At 63.2% G+C, this 16,696-nt stretch carries 14 protein-coding genes; 12 read left to right on the top strand and 2 right to left on the bottom strand.

Annotated elements, in window-relative coordinates:
• Nucleotides 1–10 precede the first annotated feature (10 nt).
• Nucleotides 11–943: a LysR substrate-binding domain-containing protein gene (locus tag NP503_RS05105; RefSeq protein ID WP_127268584.1), complete on the bottom strand. Its 933-nt coding sequence runs from the start codon at nt 941–943 to the stop codon at nt 11–13.
• Nucleotides 944–1,045: 102 nt separating this feature from the next.
• Here NP503_RS05105 and NP503_RS05100 point away from each other — a divergent pair, with 102 nt between their 5' ends.
• The 8 genes from NP503_RS05100 to NP503_RS05065 all read left to right on the top strand — a co-directional run bounded on the left by NP503_RS05100 (nt 1,046) and on the right by NP503_RS05065 (nt 10,794).
• The gene (locus tag NP503_RS05100) at nt 1,046–1,834 is read left to right on the top strand and encodes a 2OG-Fe(II) oxygenase (RefSeq protein ID WP_127268583.1); all 789 of its coding nucleotides are present in this window, start codon (nt 1,046–1,048) and stop codon (nt 1,832–1,834) included.
• A gap of 107 nt (nt 1,835–1,941) precedes the next feature.
• Entirely contained in the window at nt 1,942–2,634 is a 693-nt protein-coding gene (locus NP503_RS05095; protein ID WP_023808713.1) for a GntR family transcriptional regulator, read from the top strand.
• A gap of 36 nt (nt 2,635–2,670) precedes the next feature.
• On the top strand, nt 2,671–3,777 hold the full coding sequence (locus NP503_RS05090) for a mandelate racemase/muconate lactonizing enzyme family protein (RefSeq protein ID WP_127268582.1): 1,107 nt from the start codon (nt 2,671–2,673) through the stop codon (nt 3,775–3,777).
• Between the two features lies 1 nt (nt 3,778).
• Nucleotides 3,779–4,963, top strand: a complete 1,185-nt coding sequence (locus tag NP503_RS05085; RefSeq protein ID WP_127270247.1) for a mandelate racemase/muconate lactonizing enzyme family protein — start codon at nt 3,779–3,781, stop codon at nt 4,961–4,963.
• 244 nt (nt 4,964–5,207) lie between these two features.
• Complete coding sequence (locus NP503_RS05080; RefSeq protein WP_127270250.1) at nt 5,208–6,872, top strand: ABC transporter substrate-binding protein; 1,665 nt, start codon at nt 5,208–5,210, stop codon at nt 6,870–6,872.
• Between the two features lie 70 nt (nt 6,873–6,942).
• Nucleotides 6,943–7,896 (top strand): ABC transporter permease, encoded by a 954-nt coding sequence (locus tag NP503_RS05075; RefSeq protein WP_127270253.1) that lies wholly within the window; start codon nt 6,943–6,945, stop codon nt 7,894–7,896.
• On the top strand, nt 7,893–8,771 hold the full coding sequence (locus tag NP503_RS05070) for an ABC transporter permease (protein ID WP_127270255.1): 879 nt from the start codon (nt 7,893–7,895) through the stop codon (nt 8,769–8,771). Before NP503_RS05075 ends, NP503_RS05070 begins: the two co-directional genes overlap by 4 nt.
• Entirely contained in the window at nt 8,764–10,794 is a 2,031-nt protein-coding gene (locus NP503_RS05065; RefSeq protein WP_127270258.1) for an ABC transporter ATP-binding protein, read from the top strand. The genes NP503_RS05070 and NP503_RS05065 overlap by 8 nt, the downstream gene beginning before the upstream one ends.
• Nucleotides 10,795–10,820: 26 nt before the next feature.
• Here NP503_RS05065 and NP503_RS05060 read toward each other — a convergent pair whose 3' ends face one another.
• Nucleotides 10,821–11,723, bottom strand: a complete 903-nt coding sequence (locus tag NP503_RS05060) for a LysR family transcriptional regulator (protein WP_127270260.1) — start codon at nt 11,721–11,723, stop codon at nt 10,821–10,823.
• A gap of 113 nt (nt 11,724–11,836) precedes the next feature.
• On the opposite strand from NP503_RS05060, the gene NP503_RS05055 reads away from it, so the two are divergent.
• The 4 genes from NP503_RS05055 (at nt 11,837) to NP503_RS05040 (ending at nt 16,628) form a co-directional block, all read left to right on the top strand.
• A complete protein-coding gene (locus NP503_RS05055; protein WP_127270263.1) occupies nt 11,837–13,492 on the top strand; it encodes an ABC transporter substrate-binding protein in 1,656 nt (551 codons plus the stop codon).
• Between the two features lie 17 nt (nt 13,493–13,509).
• Nucleotides 13,510–14,379 carry a DUF427 domain-containing protein gene (locus NP503_RS05050; protein ID WP_127270266.1) on the top strand — a complete coding sequence of 290 codons (870 nt, stop codon included), beginning with the start codon at nt 13,510–13,512 and terminating at the stop codon, nt 14,377–14,379.
• An 89-nt stretch (nt 14,380–14,468) separates the two neighbouring features.
• On the top strand, nt 14,469–15,233 hold the full coding sequence (locus tag NP503_RS05045; protein WP_127270269.1) for an SDR family oxidoreductase: 765 nt from the start codon (nt 14,469–14,471) through the stop codon (nt 15,231–15,233).
• Nucleotides 15,234–15,653: 420 nt separating this feature from the next.
• Entirely contained in the window at nt 15,654–16,628 is a 975-nt protein-coding gene (locus NP503_RS05040; RefSeq protein ID WP_127270272.1) for an ABC transporter substrate-binding protein, read from the top strand.
• Nucleotides 16,629–16,696: the final 68 nt, after the last annotated feature.

The following is a 16,696-nucleotide window of genomic DNA, read 5'->3' as shown; positions in this document are numbered from 1 at the left end:
GGACCCGGCTTCAGCGCGGCGCCCCGACCTTCCCACAGGTCGCGGGCGCCGCTCGACTGAGCAGTTCCACCAGACCGGCAACATCGGCGCGGTCGGCCTTGGCCACCGGCATGAATGCACAGTAGGGATGCCCGAGGCGCACGGAGACGGAGGAGAGCGCAATCAGCCGACCGGCCTCCAGATCGGCGCGCGCCATGACCCGCTGGCCAAGCGCGATGCCCAGGCCCAGCCTTGCCGAGGCGATCGCAAGGCTGGACAGGCCGACGCGCCGCCCGTGCGACGGGTCGGGTGAGCGGCTGCCGCCGGAGGCCGCAAACCAGTCAGCCCAGGTCGGGTGCGAGGCATAGTTCGGCCCCCAATTGGTGTGGATGAACTGGCTCTCGTGCAAATCCGCCAGACTGGTATCGCCATTGCCGTGCCGGTGCCAGAATTCCGGTGCGCAGACAGGCAGGACGTCGTCATGGACGAGACGGACGAGTTTCAATCCGGGATAGTGATAATCGCCATAGCTGATGCGCAGGTCGATGTTCTGGCGCATCAGGTCGACCGGATCGTCCTCGACCCGAACGTCGATCGCCATCTGCGGAAAGGCATCGAGAAGTACCGCCAGCCTCGGCGCCAGCCACAGTTCGGCCAGCGAGAACGGCACGCTGACGACCAGGCGCGTCCGCATCCCGCCCTCCAGCATACGCTGGCCTATAGCGGCGATGTCTCCCAAAGCCTTCGCGGTCTGCGGATAGATAGCGTGGCCGGCATCGGTGAGCGCGATGCGGTTGCCGGTGCGCACGAACAATTGCTTGCCGAACCAGTTCTCAAGATTGCGTATCTGCTGGCTGACCGCTGCAGAGGACACGCCGAGTTCAGAAGCGGCCAAGGTGAAGCTGCCGGCACGGGCGGCAACTTCAAAAGCCTTGATCGCATTCAGCGGCGGCAACCGTTCCACAACAGATCCATAAGTTTTTCTTGCTCAATCCTAATTATTTTCGACGTTGAGAGAAAGATTTTTTTGCCGTCTCATAGGCTCGAAACCTTCGGAGCCATGACGATGAAAGACATCCTCGATCTCGACCGCTATCCGCTCGACCGCGAAGGCAGCGCCGAATGGCAGCGCCTTGTCGAACAATCCGTCGCCGCGCTCGAAGCCGACGGCATGTTCAATCTGGAAGGGTTTTTGCGCCCCGGCGTGGCGGAACAAGCCGTGCGCGAAATCCAGCCGGTGATGGCCGCGCGCTCGCATGTGCACAAGCGGATGCACAACATCTACTTCAAGCCTGACATTCCCGAGCTTGCACCCGACCATCCGGCGCTGCGCAAGGTGGAGACCATCAGCCACACCGTCTGTGCCGACCAGATTCCGGCCAGCGTCGTGCTCGCCATCTACGAATACGAACCGCTGCTGCGCTTCCTGGCGGCGACGATGGGCAAGACCAGGCTGCATGTCATGCAGGATCCGTTGGCGCGAACCAATGTCATGGCCTATCGCGCCGGCGAGGCTTTGAACTGGCATTTCGATCGCTCCGAATTCACGACGACGCTGCTGCTGCAGGCAGCGGAATACGGCGGCGACCTCGAATACCGCACCGATCTGCGATCTGACGGCAATCCCAACTATGACGGCGTCGCAAGGCTGCTGGACGGGCGCGATCCCGATGCAAAGATCCTGCGCATGAAGCCCGGCACGCTGAATGTCTTCCGCGGCAAAAACACCGCGCATCGCGTCACCACGGTCGAAGGCGAGCGCGAGCGCATGATCGCGGTGTTTTCCTACTATGAAAAGCCCGGCGTGGTGTTCAGCCCCGAGGAGCGGGTCGGCTTCTACGGCCGTGCCGCCTGAGACCGAAAGGCCGACATGCCAACGGCCCCCAAGAATCCGAAGATGACCTCTTGTTAGATTGTCGACAATCTGCTTGTCTTGCTTTCGATTTCCCTGGGAGTGGCCGAATGGCGAAAGCGGATTTCAGTCCGATTGCGGACACGACGCGACGCGCCGAGATCGTCGCGCTGTTGCGGCGTGCGATCCTGACCGGGCAGCTCGCACCCGGCCAGAAGCTCAACGAGCTGCGGATTTCCGAACAGATGCGGGTCAGCCGCGCGCCGTTGCGCGAGGCAATGCGCGAACTGGTCCAGGAAGGCATCCTGACCAGCATCCCCTATGCCGGCACCTTCGTCATCGAGGTCACAGCCAAGGACATCGACGATGCCTATTCGTTCAACAAGGTGATGGACGAGCTGGCCATCGAGCGGGCGTGGCCGCTGCGCGACCAGCGCTTCTTCGACGAGCTCGACCGGCGTCACGAAGCCGTGAAGCAGGCGACCCGTGCGTTGGACACGACACGCCAAATCGAAACCGCGCTGCAACTGCATGGCCTGATCTACGAATGGGCCGACAATTCGGTGCTGCTGGAAACCTGGCAGCGGCTGACCAGCCGGCTGCAGATGTATTTTGCGCTCCACCAGCATGCCCGCAATGAGCCGGTGCCGGCCGAAGACGTTCACGAAACCTATGTGCGGTTGCTGAAGGGCAAGGACATGCGTGCAGCCCAGCGCCATGCCAGGGAGCACATCGATCTCGATTTCGAGGAGTTGCTTGCCTATGCGCGCGGCCTCGAACAACGCCCGTCGAGGGGCGCCTGACCCGTTCCCCACCATCACAGACAGCGGACAAGACACGTGCAGATCGAAACCATCAAGGCCTACCATGTCGTGCAGCCCTTCGTGGACGGGCCATACCGCATGTCGAAGGGGCGCGAGGCCGACGCTTTCGACGCGGTGATCGTGTCCATTGCATCAGACAGCGGTATCACCGGCTGGGGCGAGATGGCGCCGCTCGGCAATTTTTACTCGGCAGCCTTCCCGGCCGGCGTTCGCGCCGGCGTGGTCGAGATCGCGCCGCATCTGATCGGCCATGATCCGCGCGGACTAGCCAACATCGGCCGGCTGATGGACACGGTGTTCAAGGGTCATCCCTACATCAAGTCGGCGCTCGACATGGCCTGCTGGGATCTGGCGGGGCGCGCCGCCGACGTGCCGCTGGTAACGCTGCTCGGCGGCAAGGAAAGCGACACCGCAGAACTCTACAAGGTCGTCACGCACGGCAGCGTCGACGCCATGGCCGCGCTGGCCAAGCGCATCGTCAAGGACGGCTTCCACCGGCTACAGGTCAAGGTCGGCGGCAATGTGCATGACGACATCGAGCGTGTCACCGCGGTCGCCGCCTCGGTGCCGAAAGGCACGGTCATCTTCTGCGACGCCAATGCCGGCTGGACGCCCTATCAGGCGCGCCAGTTCGCCGACGCCACGCGCGCCATCGACTACACGTTCGAGCAGCCCTGCACCACGATCGACGAGAACATGTCGGTGCGCCGCATGCTCGACAAACCGATGGTGCTCGACGAATCCGTCACCTCGCTCGAGGCGATGCTGGAAATTCATCGCCTGGGTGCGGCCGACGGGCTGACCCTGAAGATCTCGCGCCTTGGCGGCGTGACGAAGACGCGCCAGATCCGCGACGTTGCCGTCGACCTCGGCTTCATGATCACGGTCGAGGACACGGGCGGCGCCGAGATCGACACCGCGGCCATGGCGCATCTGTCGCTGTCGACGCCGGAAGAGCGCCGGCTGCATGCCATCGCCTTCCATGAATGGGTGACGGTGCGCACGGCGTCGAACATGCCGCCGGTCACCGGCAGCCGCATGGGCATTCCGGACGGACCGGGCCTCGGCATCGACGTCGTTCCCGACCTGCTGGGCAAGCCTTTCTTCGAGGTCGGCCGCTGAGATGAAGATCCGCAGCATCAAAGCCACGCCGATCAATCTGCGCCTCGAAGCACCCTATGCCTGGGTGTTCGGCGAACTCGACGGATTTTCGCCGACCATTGTTGAAGTCGAGACCGAGGATGGCTTGATTAGCCTCGGCGAAGCGCCGACGCCAGCGGCGGCCGCGATTATCAACGATGTCCTGGCGCCACGGCTGGTCGGCCGCGATGCCTTCGACATCGCCGGCGCCGAGCATGTCTGCCTGCCCTTTTGGACCGGCGTGCAGTCGATCAACGACCGCACCCGCATCATGGCCTTCGGCGCCATCGAGATGGCGTTGTGGGACCTGCGCGGCAAGGCGTGGAACCAACCGCTCTACCAGTTGCTTGGCGGCGCTGTGCGCAAGGATATCCCGTTCACCGACTATTTTTCGCTGCGCGGTGATGGACCAAAGGTGAAGGGCGAGACGACGCCGGAAGAAGTCGCCGATTATTGCGTCGAATTGCACGAGACGCATGGAACGACCTTCTTCGAAGGCAAGTTCTCGACCGAAGATCCGAAAGTCTCGCTCAGGATGGTCGAGCTGATCCGCAAGAAACTCGGCGACGATGCGATGATCCGTATCGATTCCAACCAGGCTTATTCACTCAGCACCGCGCGGCGGCTGGCGCGCCCGCTGGAAGAGTTGGGCGTGCGCAACTGGGAGGATCCGGTGGCGACCATCGAGGAGATGCGCGAATTGCGGCGCCATTGCTCGATCCCGTTCTCGACCCACAACATCGACATTGCGCGCGCCATGGAAACCAAGGTTCCGGACGCGTTCGTCGGCAACCCGACGACGCATGGCGGCATCGGCCGGCTACTGCGCTTCGTTGGCGCCTGCGAGCACGCCGGCATCGATTTCTGGTGCTACAGCGGCGACAGCGGCATCGGCAGTGCCGCCTATCTGCACCTGTGCGCGGCACTTGGCTGGATCAGGGAGCCGAACCAGTCGCTGTTTCGCATGCTGCCGATGGATGTCACCGAGGAAGGGCCGTTTTCGCCGAGAAACAATTTCGTGCGCGTTCCGGAAGGTCCTGGTCTCGGCGTCACCTTGTCGCGCGAAAACCTCGCTGCCTGTCACAGAGACTTTACCGAGAAAGGACCGTGCAACAAGTATCATGACCCGGCAAAGCCCGGAACCTATCGCCGTTTGCCGCTGAACTAGACGGCGGCAGCCGGCCAGACAGCGGCCAAGAGACGAGAAGCCAACCGCGCGACTTCGGTCAGGAAGGTTGGACAAGACGATGGAGCAGTGCAGCCAGGAAGCCGGCGCGTCCACGCCACGACTGGATGGACCGGACAAAACCGCATGCTAAGGTTTCGGTCGACAGACCTCTCTGGCGGCCGAAAAATGGAGCAATCCACGAAATTTCGTCAACCATAAGAAATAGGGGAAAGGGTAAAAACCCATGAGCAAGAACTTTGGCATTCTCGACCTGATCCGGCGCAATCGCACGCCGCTTGAAAATCACCTGATCGACGGCCTTGTCGACGGTCGTGTCAGCCGCCGCGACTTCGTCCGTCACGGCAGCCTGCTCGGCCTGTCGCTGCCGCTGCTGGGCCGTATCGGCATGGCCGCCGGCCTCGGCGGCATGCCGTCGCTGGCGCGTGCCCAAGGCGCACCCGGCGCCACCATCCGTGTCGCCAGCAGCGTGCCGGCAGCAACGATCGACCCAGTCACCATTGCGGACGCCGGCGGCCTGCTGGTGATGCAGCAGGTTGCGGAATTCCTTTGTGTCGACGGCCCCGACCTGGTGCTGCAACCGGCGCTGGCCGAGAGCTGGAAGCCGAACGACAACGGCACGGTTTGGACCTTCAAGCTGCGCAAGGGCGTAAAATTCCACAGCGGCGGGGAGATGAAGGCCGACGACGTCGTGGCCAGCATCGACCGCCTTGCCGATCCGGCAAACTCGTCCAACGCGCTGTCGGTGTTCAACGGCATCCTGCAGAAGGGCGCCTCCAAGAAGGTCGACGACTACACGGTGGAATTCCACCTCGATGCGCCGAACGGCAACTTCCCCTACATGCTGTCGTCCGACAACTACAACGCCGTCATCATCCCGGCGAGTTACAAGGGCGACTACGAGAAGAGCTTCGACGGCACCGGGCCGTTCAAAATTGAGAAATACACGGCAAAGGTCGGCGCCTCCTTCGTCCGCAACGAGGATTATTGGGGTCCGAAGGCACTGCCGGAACGCACCGAATTCACCTTCTTCACCGATATGCAGCCGCAGATCCTGGCGCTGCAGGGCGGACAGGTCGACATCATCAACCAGATGCCCGTGCTGGCCGGCGTCGCTCTGCTCAACGATCCGAACGTCGACATCATCAGCCTGAAGTCGTCGGCCCATCAGCAACTGCACATGCGCTGCGACGAGGGCCCGTTGAAGGATGCGCGCGTGCGCCGTGCCATTGCGCTCTGCCTCGATCGCGACAAGCTGGCCGCCGGCCTGATGAAGGGACGCTCCGCTCTGGGCAATGACAGCCCGTTCGCCGCCGTCTACCCTTCGACCGATACGAGCGTGCCGCAGCGCAAGCAGGATATCGCCCAGGCCAAGCAGCTCATGGAAGCAGCCGGCCTTGGCCAGGGCTTCAAGATAACCCTGACCACCGAACGCTACCTGGAAATCCCTGAATACGCCCAGCTGATCCAAAACTGGGTCAAGGAGATCGGCGTCCAACTCGACCTCAACATCCTCGACCAGAGCGGCTATTACGGAGACGCAGTGTTCGGCAAGTCGAACTGGCTGGATTCGGTGATGGGTATCACCGACTACGGCCACCGCGGCGTGCCGAACGTCTATCTCGCGGCACCGCTGAAGAGTGAAGGCACCTGGAACGCGGCACACTTCAAGAACAAGGACTATGACGCGCTGGCGACCAGCTACATCGCGGCCCTCGATCTCGAGGCGCAGAAGGCCGACGCCGGCAAGATCCAGAAGCTGCTGCTCGAAGAAACGCCTGTCATCTTCGGCTATTTCTATGACTATCTCACGGCGACGGCGAAGGGTGTGGCCGGCGTGCAGCCGACCGCCATGTCGCAGCTGTTCCTCGATAAGGCATCGAAGGCCTGAACGGAAGGGAAAGCCAATCCTCTAACAGCCAGCTCCCGCATGGGGGCTGGCTCCACAAGGAGTCCTAGCCATTCTCTCCTTCCTTGTCCGGCGTGTCTCGCTGTCGCTCGTCACGCTGTTCCTGCTCAGCATCATGGTGTTCCTGGGCGGCCAGGTGCTGCCCGGCAATGTCGGGCGCGCCATATTGGGCCCGTTCGCCGACCAGCGCGCGGTCGACGCGCTCAATCACACGCTCGGCGTCGATCGCCCGCTGCTAACGCAATACTGGAGCTGGATCTCCAACTTCGTCCAGGGCGACATGGGTACGTCCTACATCTTCCGCTCGCCGGTCGCGCCTTTCGTCATCGATGCGCTGGGCAATTCGATGAAGCTGGCGGCGGTCGCCTTCGTGCTGGTGGTGCCGATCGGCATCCTCGGCGGCGTCGTCGCCGCACTCAACCTCAACCGCCCGCTCGACCGCATCATCAGTCTCGGCGGCCTGTCGGTGACGGTGCTGCCGGAATTCGTCACCGGCATCATCCTGATCCTGATCTTTGGTGTCTGGCTGCGCTGGCTGCCGATATCGGCCGCATGGCCGCGCGACGCCGGCTTCTTCACGCAGCTCTATTACCTGATCCTGCCCTCGCTGCCGCTGTTCCTGGTGCTGTTCGGCTACATCGCCCGCATGGCACGCTCCGGCATGATCGAGGCGCTCGATTCCGACTACACGCGAACGGCCGTGCTGAAGGGCCTGCCCTGGCGCACGGTGATCTGGCGGCATGTGCTGCGCAATGCGCTGCTGCCGACCATCACCGTCATCGCGACGCAGACCGGCTACCTCATCGGCGGCCTTGTCGTCATCGAAACGCTGTTTCGCTACCAGGGCATCGGGTCGCTGATCTTCACCGCCGCGCGCGGCAAGGATTTCCCGATGCTGGAGTCGGGCATCCTCACCATCGGCATTGTCTATGCCGTGGCCACCCTTGTCGCCGACTTCCTCTATTCCGTGCTCAATCCGCGTATCCGTCTGGGGTCAGATCAATGAGCGCCGTCCAAACCAGCTCTCCTACACCAGACGACACGCGCCGGCGCAGCCCGCTGGCGGAGGTCTTTTTCTCGCTGCTGCGCTCGCGCACATTCCTTGTCGGTTTCGCCATCGTGCTGTTCTGGGTTGCCTGTGCGCTGTTCGGCGAGCATTTCGCACCTTACGATCCGCTCGCCGACGACATCATCAACGCGCTGGCGCCGCCCTCTTCCGAACACTGGTTCGGCACCGACCAGATCGGCCGCGACGTCTTCTCGCGCGTCATCGTCGGTTCGCGCGACATCCTGACCGTCGCACCGCTGGCAACCTTGCTGGCGACGGTAGCCGGCACGGCGCTTGGCCTCCTTACCGGCTATTTTCGCGGTCTCGTCGACGATGTCGTCAGCCGCATCCTCGAAGCCTTCATGGCGATCCCGGTGGTCATCGTTGCGCTGTTGGCCATCGTTGCGCTCGGCACCTCCAAGACGACGGTCATCGTCGTCATCGGCCTGAGCTTCGCGCCGATCATCGCGCGCACCGTGCGCTCGGCGGTGCTGGCCGAGCGCGAGCTCGACTATGTCGCCGCCGCACAACTCAGGCATGAAAGTGCCCTGCATACGATGTTCGTCGAGATCCTGCCCAACGTCATCCCGCCGATCCTGGTCGAAACCACCGTGCGGCTCGGCTATGCCATTTTCGCCGTCGCCACGCTCTCCTTCATGGGCTTTGGCATCCAGCCGCCCTCGCCCGACTGGGGGCTGTCGATCTCCAACAATTACGGCATGATCGGCGGCGGCTTCTGGTGGACGGTGCTGTTCGATGCGCTCGCCATCGCTTCGCTGGTGATCGGCGTCAATCTGGCGGCCGACGGCGTTCACGGAGCGCTCAATGACTAACTCCGCCAAGGCCGAAAACGCACTCGAACTCACCGATCTTTCGGTTGCCTACCGCGTCGCCGGCCGCAATCGCGCCGTGCTGCGCAACCTCAGCCTCACCATCGGCCAGGGCGAAGCCTATGGGCTGGTCGGCGAGTCCGGTTGCGGCAAGTCGACAGTGGCGCTCACCGTCGTGCGCTATCTGCCGAGAAATGGCTCGATCACCGGCGGCGCGATCTCGCTCGACGGCCAGAATGTGATGAAACTTGACGCCGAAGCGCTCAGGCGGGCGCGCGCGGAAAGCGTCTCCATGGTCTATCAGGACCCGGGCAAGGCGCTGAACCCATCGATCCGCGTCGGCCGTCAGCTGACCGAGATTTTTGAACTCGGCGGCGTTTCGGGACGAGCGGCCACTGACCGGGCGATTGCGATGCTGAACCGAGTGCGCATCTCCGACCCGACAAGTGTCATGCAGCGCTACCCGCACCAGCTTTCCGGCGGCATGCAGCAACGCTTGGCGATTGCCATGGCGCTGGCCAACGATCCGTCGATGCTGATCCTCGACGAGCCCACCACCGGCCTCGATGCGACGGTGGAGGCCGAAGTGCTCGACCTGATCGCACAGCTCAGGCAGGAACTGTCAGCCTCTATCCTGTTCATCAGCCACAACCTCGCCGTCGTTTCCAACATGTGCGACCGGGTCGGCGTGCTCTATGCCGGCATGCTGGTCGAGGAAGGACCAACGGAGGTCGTGTTCAACGATCCGCGCCACCCCTACACGGTGGCGCTGCTGCGCTGCCTGCCGCGCGGCGGCCAACGCAAGGATCAGGGCCGGCTCGACACCATTCCGGGTTTCCTGCCCGGCATCGGGGCCGACATCAAGGGCTGCGCCTTCGCCGATCGCTGCGCGCTCGCCGACGATCGCTGCCGCAGCGAATTGCCGCCGCTCTATGATCTGGGCGGCCGGCTGTCGCGCTGCTTCCATCACGACAAGGCGCAGGCGCTGCCGCGCGCGACACCGAGCGATGTGGCGCCCGCCCCAAAGCCGGCGGCAGCACCAGTGCTGCGCGTCGCCGGGTTGAACAAGACCTATTCCAGCCACGGTCACGCACTGCGCGCCGTCAAGGATGTCTCGGTCGATTTGCGGCCCGGCGAGACGCTCGGGCTGGTCGGTGAGTCCGGCAGCGGCAAGACGACCTTCGCCAGGCTGCTGCTCGGCCTGGTACCGCCCGACGAAGGCGGCACCATCGAACTCGAGGACAAGGCGCTGGCGCCTCGGCTGGAGAACCGCAGCGACGACCAGATCAAGGCGATGCAGATCGTCTTCCAGAATCCGGATTCGGCTCTCAACCGCTCGCATTCGATTCGCCATCTGATCGGCCGGGCACTGAAGCGGCTGGCCGGCCTCTCCGGCAAAGCGCTGGAGTCGCGCCTCAATGACCTTGTCCGCTCGGTCCGGCTCACCGACCGCCATCTTGCCGTCAAGCCGCGCCAGCTCTCCGGCGGCCTGAAGCAGCGCGTCGCCATCGCGCGCGCCTTCGCCGGCGACCCGCGCATCGTGGTGTGCGACGAGCCGACCTCGGCGCTCGACGTCTCGGTGCAGGCTGCCATCCTCAATCTGCTCGCCGACCTGCAGTCGAAGGAAGACGTCAGCTACATCTTCATCTCGCACGACCTTGCCGTGGTGCGTTACCTCTCCGACAAGATCGCCGTGCTCTATCTCGGCCGCATCATGGAACTTGGGCCATCGGAAGACGTCTTTTCCGGACCGCATCACCCCTATACCGAGGCGCTTTTGTCGGCGGTGCCCAAACTCGACCAGACCGAGACGGCACGCATTCGTCTCGACGGCGAAATCCCCAGCGCCACCAATCCGCCTTCGGGCTGCGTGTTCCACACGCGCTGCCCGCGCAAGATCGGCCCGATCTGCGAACAGCAGGAGCCGCCACTCGGCGAGGCCCAGCCCGGCCATTCGATCCGCTGCCACATTCCTTACGCCGAACTGGCCAGGCTGCAGAGAGCGGTCGTGACCGAGCCGGCATAGCGCTCTCGCTCGCGTGGCTTGGCCGGTCAGATCTGGCCGGCCATGCTGAGAGCACGGTCACCTTCTGAAAAACCCTGCCCTTCGGCCCAGTCTCTGGCCAGCGTGCGCAGGCCTGTGAGCGCGACATCCAGAACATCCGAAGACACGGGATTCGAGGGATAGGCGAGGTAGATCGGCCGTTGGAATACCGGAGCGTTGTCGATGCGCCGCATCTCGCCGCGCTCGATATGACCGCTGACGGCACTGAGCGGCAGATAGGCGGCGGCCTGCTGCGACTGCACGTGCTGAAGCCCGATGAAGACCAGCCCGGCCGAAATCGCCGGCTTGACCATGCCGGCAAAGGCGCGGTCGTGCTCGATGCGGAACTCCAGCCCCCAGTCCATCAGGATATAGTTTTCGGTCCATGGCTTGGTCTGTGCGGCGTGCTGGACGAGCACGACCTGATCGACGGCCAGCGTCTCGTAGACAATGCCGGGATGCGGTCGCGGCAGATAGAGGATGCAGATGTCGAGCAGGCCTTCCGCCAGCTGGTCGATCGCCGAGTCCGGAAAGCTGCCCTCCAGCCGCAGCGCCACGTTCGGCCGCCTGGCGCGCATCCACTCGACCCATGGCGAGGTGATGCGGTCCCACAGATAGGCCGGCGCGGTCAGCCGCAGCAAGGTCTCGTAACCATCGGGAACGGCGATGTCCTGCCGCGATTGCTCCCAGGTGCGGGTGATCGACGAGGCATGCGGCAGGAACTGCCGGCCGGCCGGCGTCAGCGTGACGCCATCGCGGTCGCGCACGAAAAGCCGGCGGCCCAACTGCTCCTCCAGCCCCCTGATCCGCGCACTGACGGTGGACTGGGCGAGGTTGAGCCGGCTGGCCGCGACGGTGAAGCTGCCATGGGTGGCGACTTCGAGAAAGCTGCGCAGATTCTCAGTGTCCATGCCCACCTCCTGCATCGAAAATTTCGATGACTCCTATCAAAAAATATCGCTTTCCGGCGGCAGTCAACAATGAACTAGATGGCTGAACCCCAAGACAAGCGAGGAATCCAGCCATGCCCAAGCATTTCCGGATGATCGACAACGCTTGCAGAACACTCACTGCAATCGAAAATTCCGCTGTTGACGAATTGCTGGCCGGCAGGATGGACCGCCGTGACTTCCTGCGCCATGGCAGCGTGCTTGGGCTTTCCTTGCCGTTCCTGGGCAGCCTTGTCGCGGCCGCCGGCCTCGGCACCCAGCAGGCCCGCGCCGAGGGCAAGCCGGGCGGCACGGTGCGCGCCGGCGTGGCGACGCCGGGCGGCGCCATCGATCCCGTCACCTACTATGACAGCGGCAGCTACCAGCTGGTTTTCCAAACCGCCGAGTTTCTCTGCATCACGCAGCCGGACCTCACTTTGAAGCCTGTGCTGGCAGAGAGCTGGGCGCCGAACGAGGATGGCAGCGTGTGGACCTTCAAGCTGCGCAAGGGCGTGAAATTCCACAATGGCGAGGATTTCAAGGCCGACGACGTCGTCGCGACCTTCGACCGGCTGGCCGATCCCAACGGCGCTTCCAACGCGCTTTCGGTGTTCAAAGGCCTTCTTTCGAAGGGCGGCACCCGGAAGGTCGACGACCACACCGTCGCCTTCCATCTCGATGCGCCGAATGGCAGCTTTCCCTATTCAGTGTCGATCGACAATTACAACGCCGTCATCTTGCCGGCGAGCTACAAGGGCGATTACGAAAAGACGTTCGAAGGCACCGGACCGTTCCGGTTGGAAAGCTACACGCCAAAGGTCGGCGCGACCTTCATCCGCAACCCCGACTATTGGGGTGAGAAGGCGCTGCCCGACCGGCTCGAATTCAAGTTCTACGGCGATGTGCAGCCACGCATCCTGGCGCTGCAGGCCGGCGAGGTCGACATTCTCGATGCCGTCCCGCTCGATGTCAGCCAGGTCGTGCTGAACAGTCCTGATATCACCGTCTTGCGTGTCGCTTCGACCGCGCACCGCCAGTTGCACATGCGCTGCGACACCGGCCCCTTCACCGACAAGCGCGTGCGCCAGGCGCTGGCGCTGTGCATCGACCGCGCCAAGCTGGTCGACGGCTTGTGCCGCGGCATGGCGGCGACTGGCAATGACAGCCCGTTCGCGCCGGCCTTCCCGGCGACCGACAAGTCGGTGCCGCAACGCGTCCAGGACATCGCCAAGGCCAAGCAGTTGCTCGAGGCGGCGGGTCTCGCCGAAGGCTTCGACGTCACGCTGACCACGCTGCGCTATTCCGACATTCCGGGCTATGCGCAATTGTTCCAGAATTTCGCCAAGGAGATCGGTGCGCGCATCTCGCTCAACATCGAGGACCAGGACAAATATTACGGCAAAGCGGTGTTCGGCCAGTCGGACTGGCTGGACAGCCCGCTCGGCATCACCGACTACGCGCATCGCAGCGTGCCAAACATCTTCCTCAAGAGCCCGTTGGTCAGCGACGGCCCTTGGAACGCGGCGCATTTCAAGAGCCCGGCCTATGATGGCATGGTCACCAGCTATCTCAAGGCGCTCGATGCCGGCGCGCAGCGCGCTGCCGCCTCCGACATCCAGAAATTGCTGCTCGACGAGACGCCTGTCATCTTCAGCTATTTCCCCGATCTGCTGGTGCCGGTGCGCAAGAATGTCAGCGGCCTTCCGCCGATCGCGGCCGGCCTGCTGCTCGACCGCGTGTCGTTGAGCTGATCATGCCCCAACGCCCGATGACAAAAGAAACAAAACGGGAGACTACCATTCGCAAGCCCCATCTGCGCGGCCGTGGGCCGCATTTTCCACTGCTCGATAACATCGTGCAGTATGAATTCGAGCCGGGCTACATAGCCTTCACCATGCCGACGCAGAAGCGCCTGCGTGTGCAGGTGGGATCGATGACCGTGGCCGATACGACCAATGCCTTGGTGTTCTACGAATCCGATCACCTGCCGGTCTACTACTTCCCGATCGGCGACGTTCGCGAGGAATTCCTGCTGCCGAGCAAGACGACGACAGAGGACCCGTTCAAGGGCACAGCCACCCACTATTCACTCAACACCGGCATCACGCTGGTCGAGGACGCGGCCTGGCGCTATCTCGATCCGGTCAAGGGCTGTCCGCCGATATCCGACTACATGTCGTTCACCTGGAGTAAGATGGGACACTGGTTCGAGGAGGACGAGGAGATCTTCGTCCACGCCCGCGATCCGTTCCGCCGGGTCGACTGCCTGCCGTCGTCGCGGCGCGTGCAGGTCATTCTCGACGGCGAACAGGTCGCCGATTCACGCCGCGGCGTGTTCCTGTTCGAGACCGGCCATCCGGTGCGCCACTATCTGCCGATCGCCGACACGCGGCTCGATATGTTCGCGCCCAGCCGCTACATTTCGCGCTGTCCTTACAAGGGCATCTCCAACTATTATCACGTGACGACCAAGGCCAAGCGTCACGAGAACCTGGTCTGGTATTATCCCGAGCCGGTGCACGAGGCGGAGCGCATCAAGGGGCTGGTCTGCTTCCACCACGAACTGGTCGACAAGATCCTGGTCGATGGCGTCGAAATCCCGAAGGAAGCCACGGCCGCGTCGAGCGGTTATTTCTGAGTATCGACGCCGCTTGAGCCATTTGCGCGCGAGCGCTTGATCGAAGCACGGCTCAGCGCATACCCTCCCTGGGCCAGGGAGGGCACTCGATGGATCTTTTCAAACTGAACGGCGATGTCGCGCTGGTCACCGGCGCCGGCAGCGGCATCGGCCAGGCAATCGCGATCGGACTGGCCGAGGCAGGCGCCGACGTCGCCTGTTTCGGCCATGCATCGAAGGGTGGGCTGGACGAAACCGCGCACCGGATCACGGCGCTCGGCCGCAAAGCGCTGGTGCTGACCGGTACAGTGACATCGCAGAGCGATCTCGCGACGGCGATCGATCGCGTCGAGAGCGAACTCGGTGCGCTCACCGTCGCCGTCAACAATGCCGGCATTGCCGGCTCCGAGCCCGCCGAGACGATGCCGCTGGAGACGTGGCAGAAGGTTCACGACGTCAATGTCGCCGGCGTGTTCCTGTCCTGTCAGGCCGAAGCGCGCAAGATGCTGGCGCGAGGCAAGGGCTCGATCATCAACATCGCCTCGATGTCGGGCACCATCGTCAACCGCGGCCTGACGCAGGCGCACTACAACTCTTCGAAGGCCGCCGTCATCCACATGTCCAGGAGCCTCGCCATGGAGTGGGCCGATCGCGGCCTGCGCGTCAATGTGGTTAGTCCCGGTTACACGCTGACGCCGATGAACAAGCGGCCAGAGGTGGCGGAAGAGGTGAAGATCTTCAAGCGCGACACGCCGATGGGGCGCATGGCGGCGCCGGAGGAAATGGTCGGGCCGACGGTGTTCCTCGCCAGCCGCGCAGCGAGCTTCGTCACCGGCCTCGACCTGATTGTCGATGGCGGCTACGTCTGCTGGTAAGAGCTCAGCTTCGCCTGCAGTCTGAATTTGTACGTCTCGCGAAGCGTTAGTCGTTGCGCGACATGAACCTTGGTATATATAATTTCATCCTATGAAACGGCCTTGGCGAGATGGGGCTTACCAGGCGGGTAGCCGAGATCATACGACCTTGATGGCTCGCACCTTGCAGGGCGCCGCAGGACTGGCAATCGATCCGCAGATGACCGCTCCCTCAGTGATCCGTCGGCAGTCATGACGCCGACACTCCGATCCTGTTCCATTATCACCAGAACTGAGCACCATCTTGCCTGCACTGGCCAAAGCCGGGGCAATAATTTGGCGCCGACGGTCTTGCGCAAAGACCAGTCTTTCCAACACAATCAAGAAAAAGCCGCAAGAAGGGAACGAACGATAATTTTCACAGCTTGAAGGAGAACAAGCATGTCATTTCGCAGCCAGATCTCGAAACTCTCGATGAGCGCCGTCGCGCTCGCGACATTAAGCCTGCTGACACCTTCCGCCCAAGCCGCCGCACCGGAATCCAACGATCCGATCAAGATCGCGCTGTTCGACTGGACCAGCGTCAACCTCAACGCCAAGATCCTCGGCGGCATCCTGGAAAAGCTCGGCTATACCGTCGAATATCCGACCGCCGACTACCTCTCCAGCCTGACCACCGGTCTCACCAATGGCGATCTCGATGTCGGCATGGAATTCTGGGACACGACCGCCGGCGAGGCCATGAAGGCCTCCGATGCGACAGGCCAGACCGAACGGCTGGGCAAGCTCGGCCCCAAGGCCAAGGAAGAATGGTGGTTTCCCGAATACATGAAGGAGAAGTGCCCCGGCCTGCCTAACTGGGAAGCGCTGAAGGATCCGAAATGCGCCGAAGCCTTCTCGACGGCGGAGACCGCACCGAAGGGGCGCTATCTCGGCGGCCCGGTAACATGGGAAGGCTTTGACGACGAGCGCGTCGAAGCGCTGAAACTGCCCTTCACCGTCATCCATGCCGGCACCGACGCGGCGATGTTCGCCGAGTTGGACTCGGCCTATCAGCGCAAAGCGCCGATCATGCTGTGGATCTATTCGCCGCATTGGGCGCCGGCCAAATACAAGGGCGAATGGGTTGAATTCCCCGAATACACGGCCGAGTGCTACAACGACCCGAAATGGGGCACCAACCCCGACGCCAAATATGATTGCGGCAAGCCGCATGGCGAGATCTGGAAGTACTCCTGGGCCGGCATGAAGGACAAATGGCCGGTCGCCTACAAGGTGGCGAAGGCCTACACGGTCGACACCGACGAGCTCAACAAGATGAGCGGCGAGATCGATCTCGGCGGCAAGACGCCGGAAGACGTCGCCGCCGCCTGGATCGCCGCCCACGAGGCCGACTGGAAAGCCTGGGCGCAGTGATCGTTCCGACTGGAAGATGAGACCCGGCAGTTGATCAGGCGGGCCTCGGTTCTTGTGCTCCAGAAGGA

The organism is Mesorhizobium sp. SEMIA396, from assembly GCF_024518615.1.
GTDB lineage: Bacteria > Pseudomonadota > Alphaproteobacteria > Rhizobiales > Rhizobiaceae > Mesorhizobium.
This window is presented reverse-complemented; position numbering and strand designations above follow the sequence as displayed.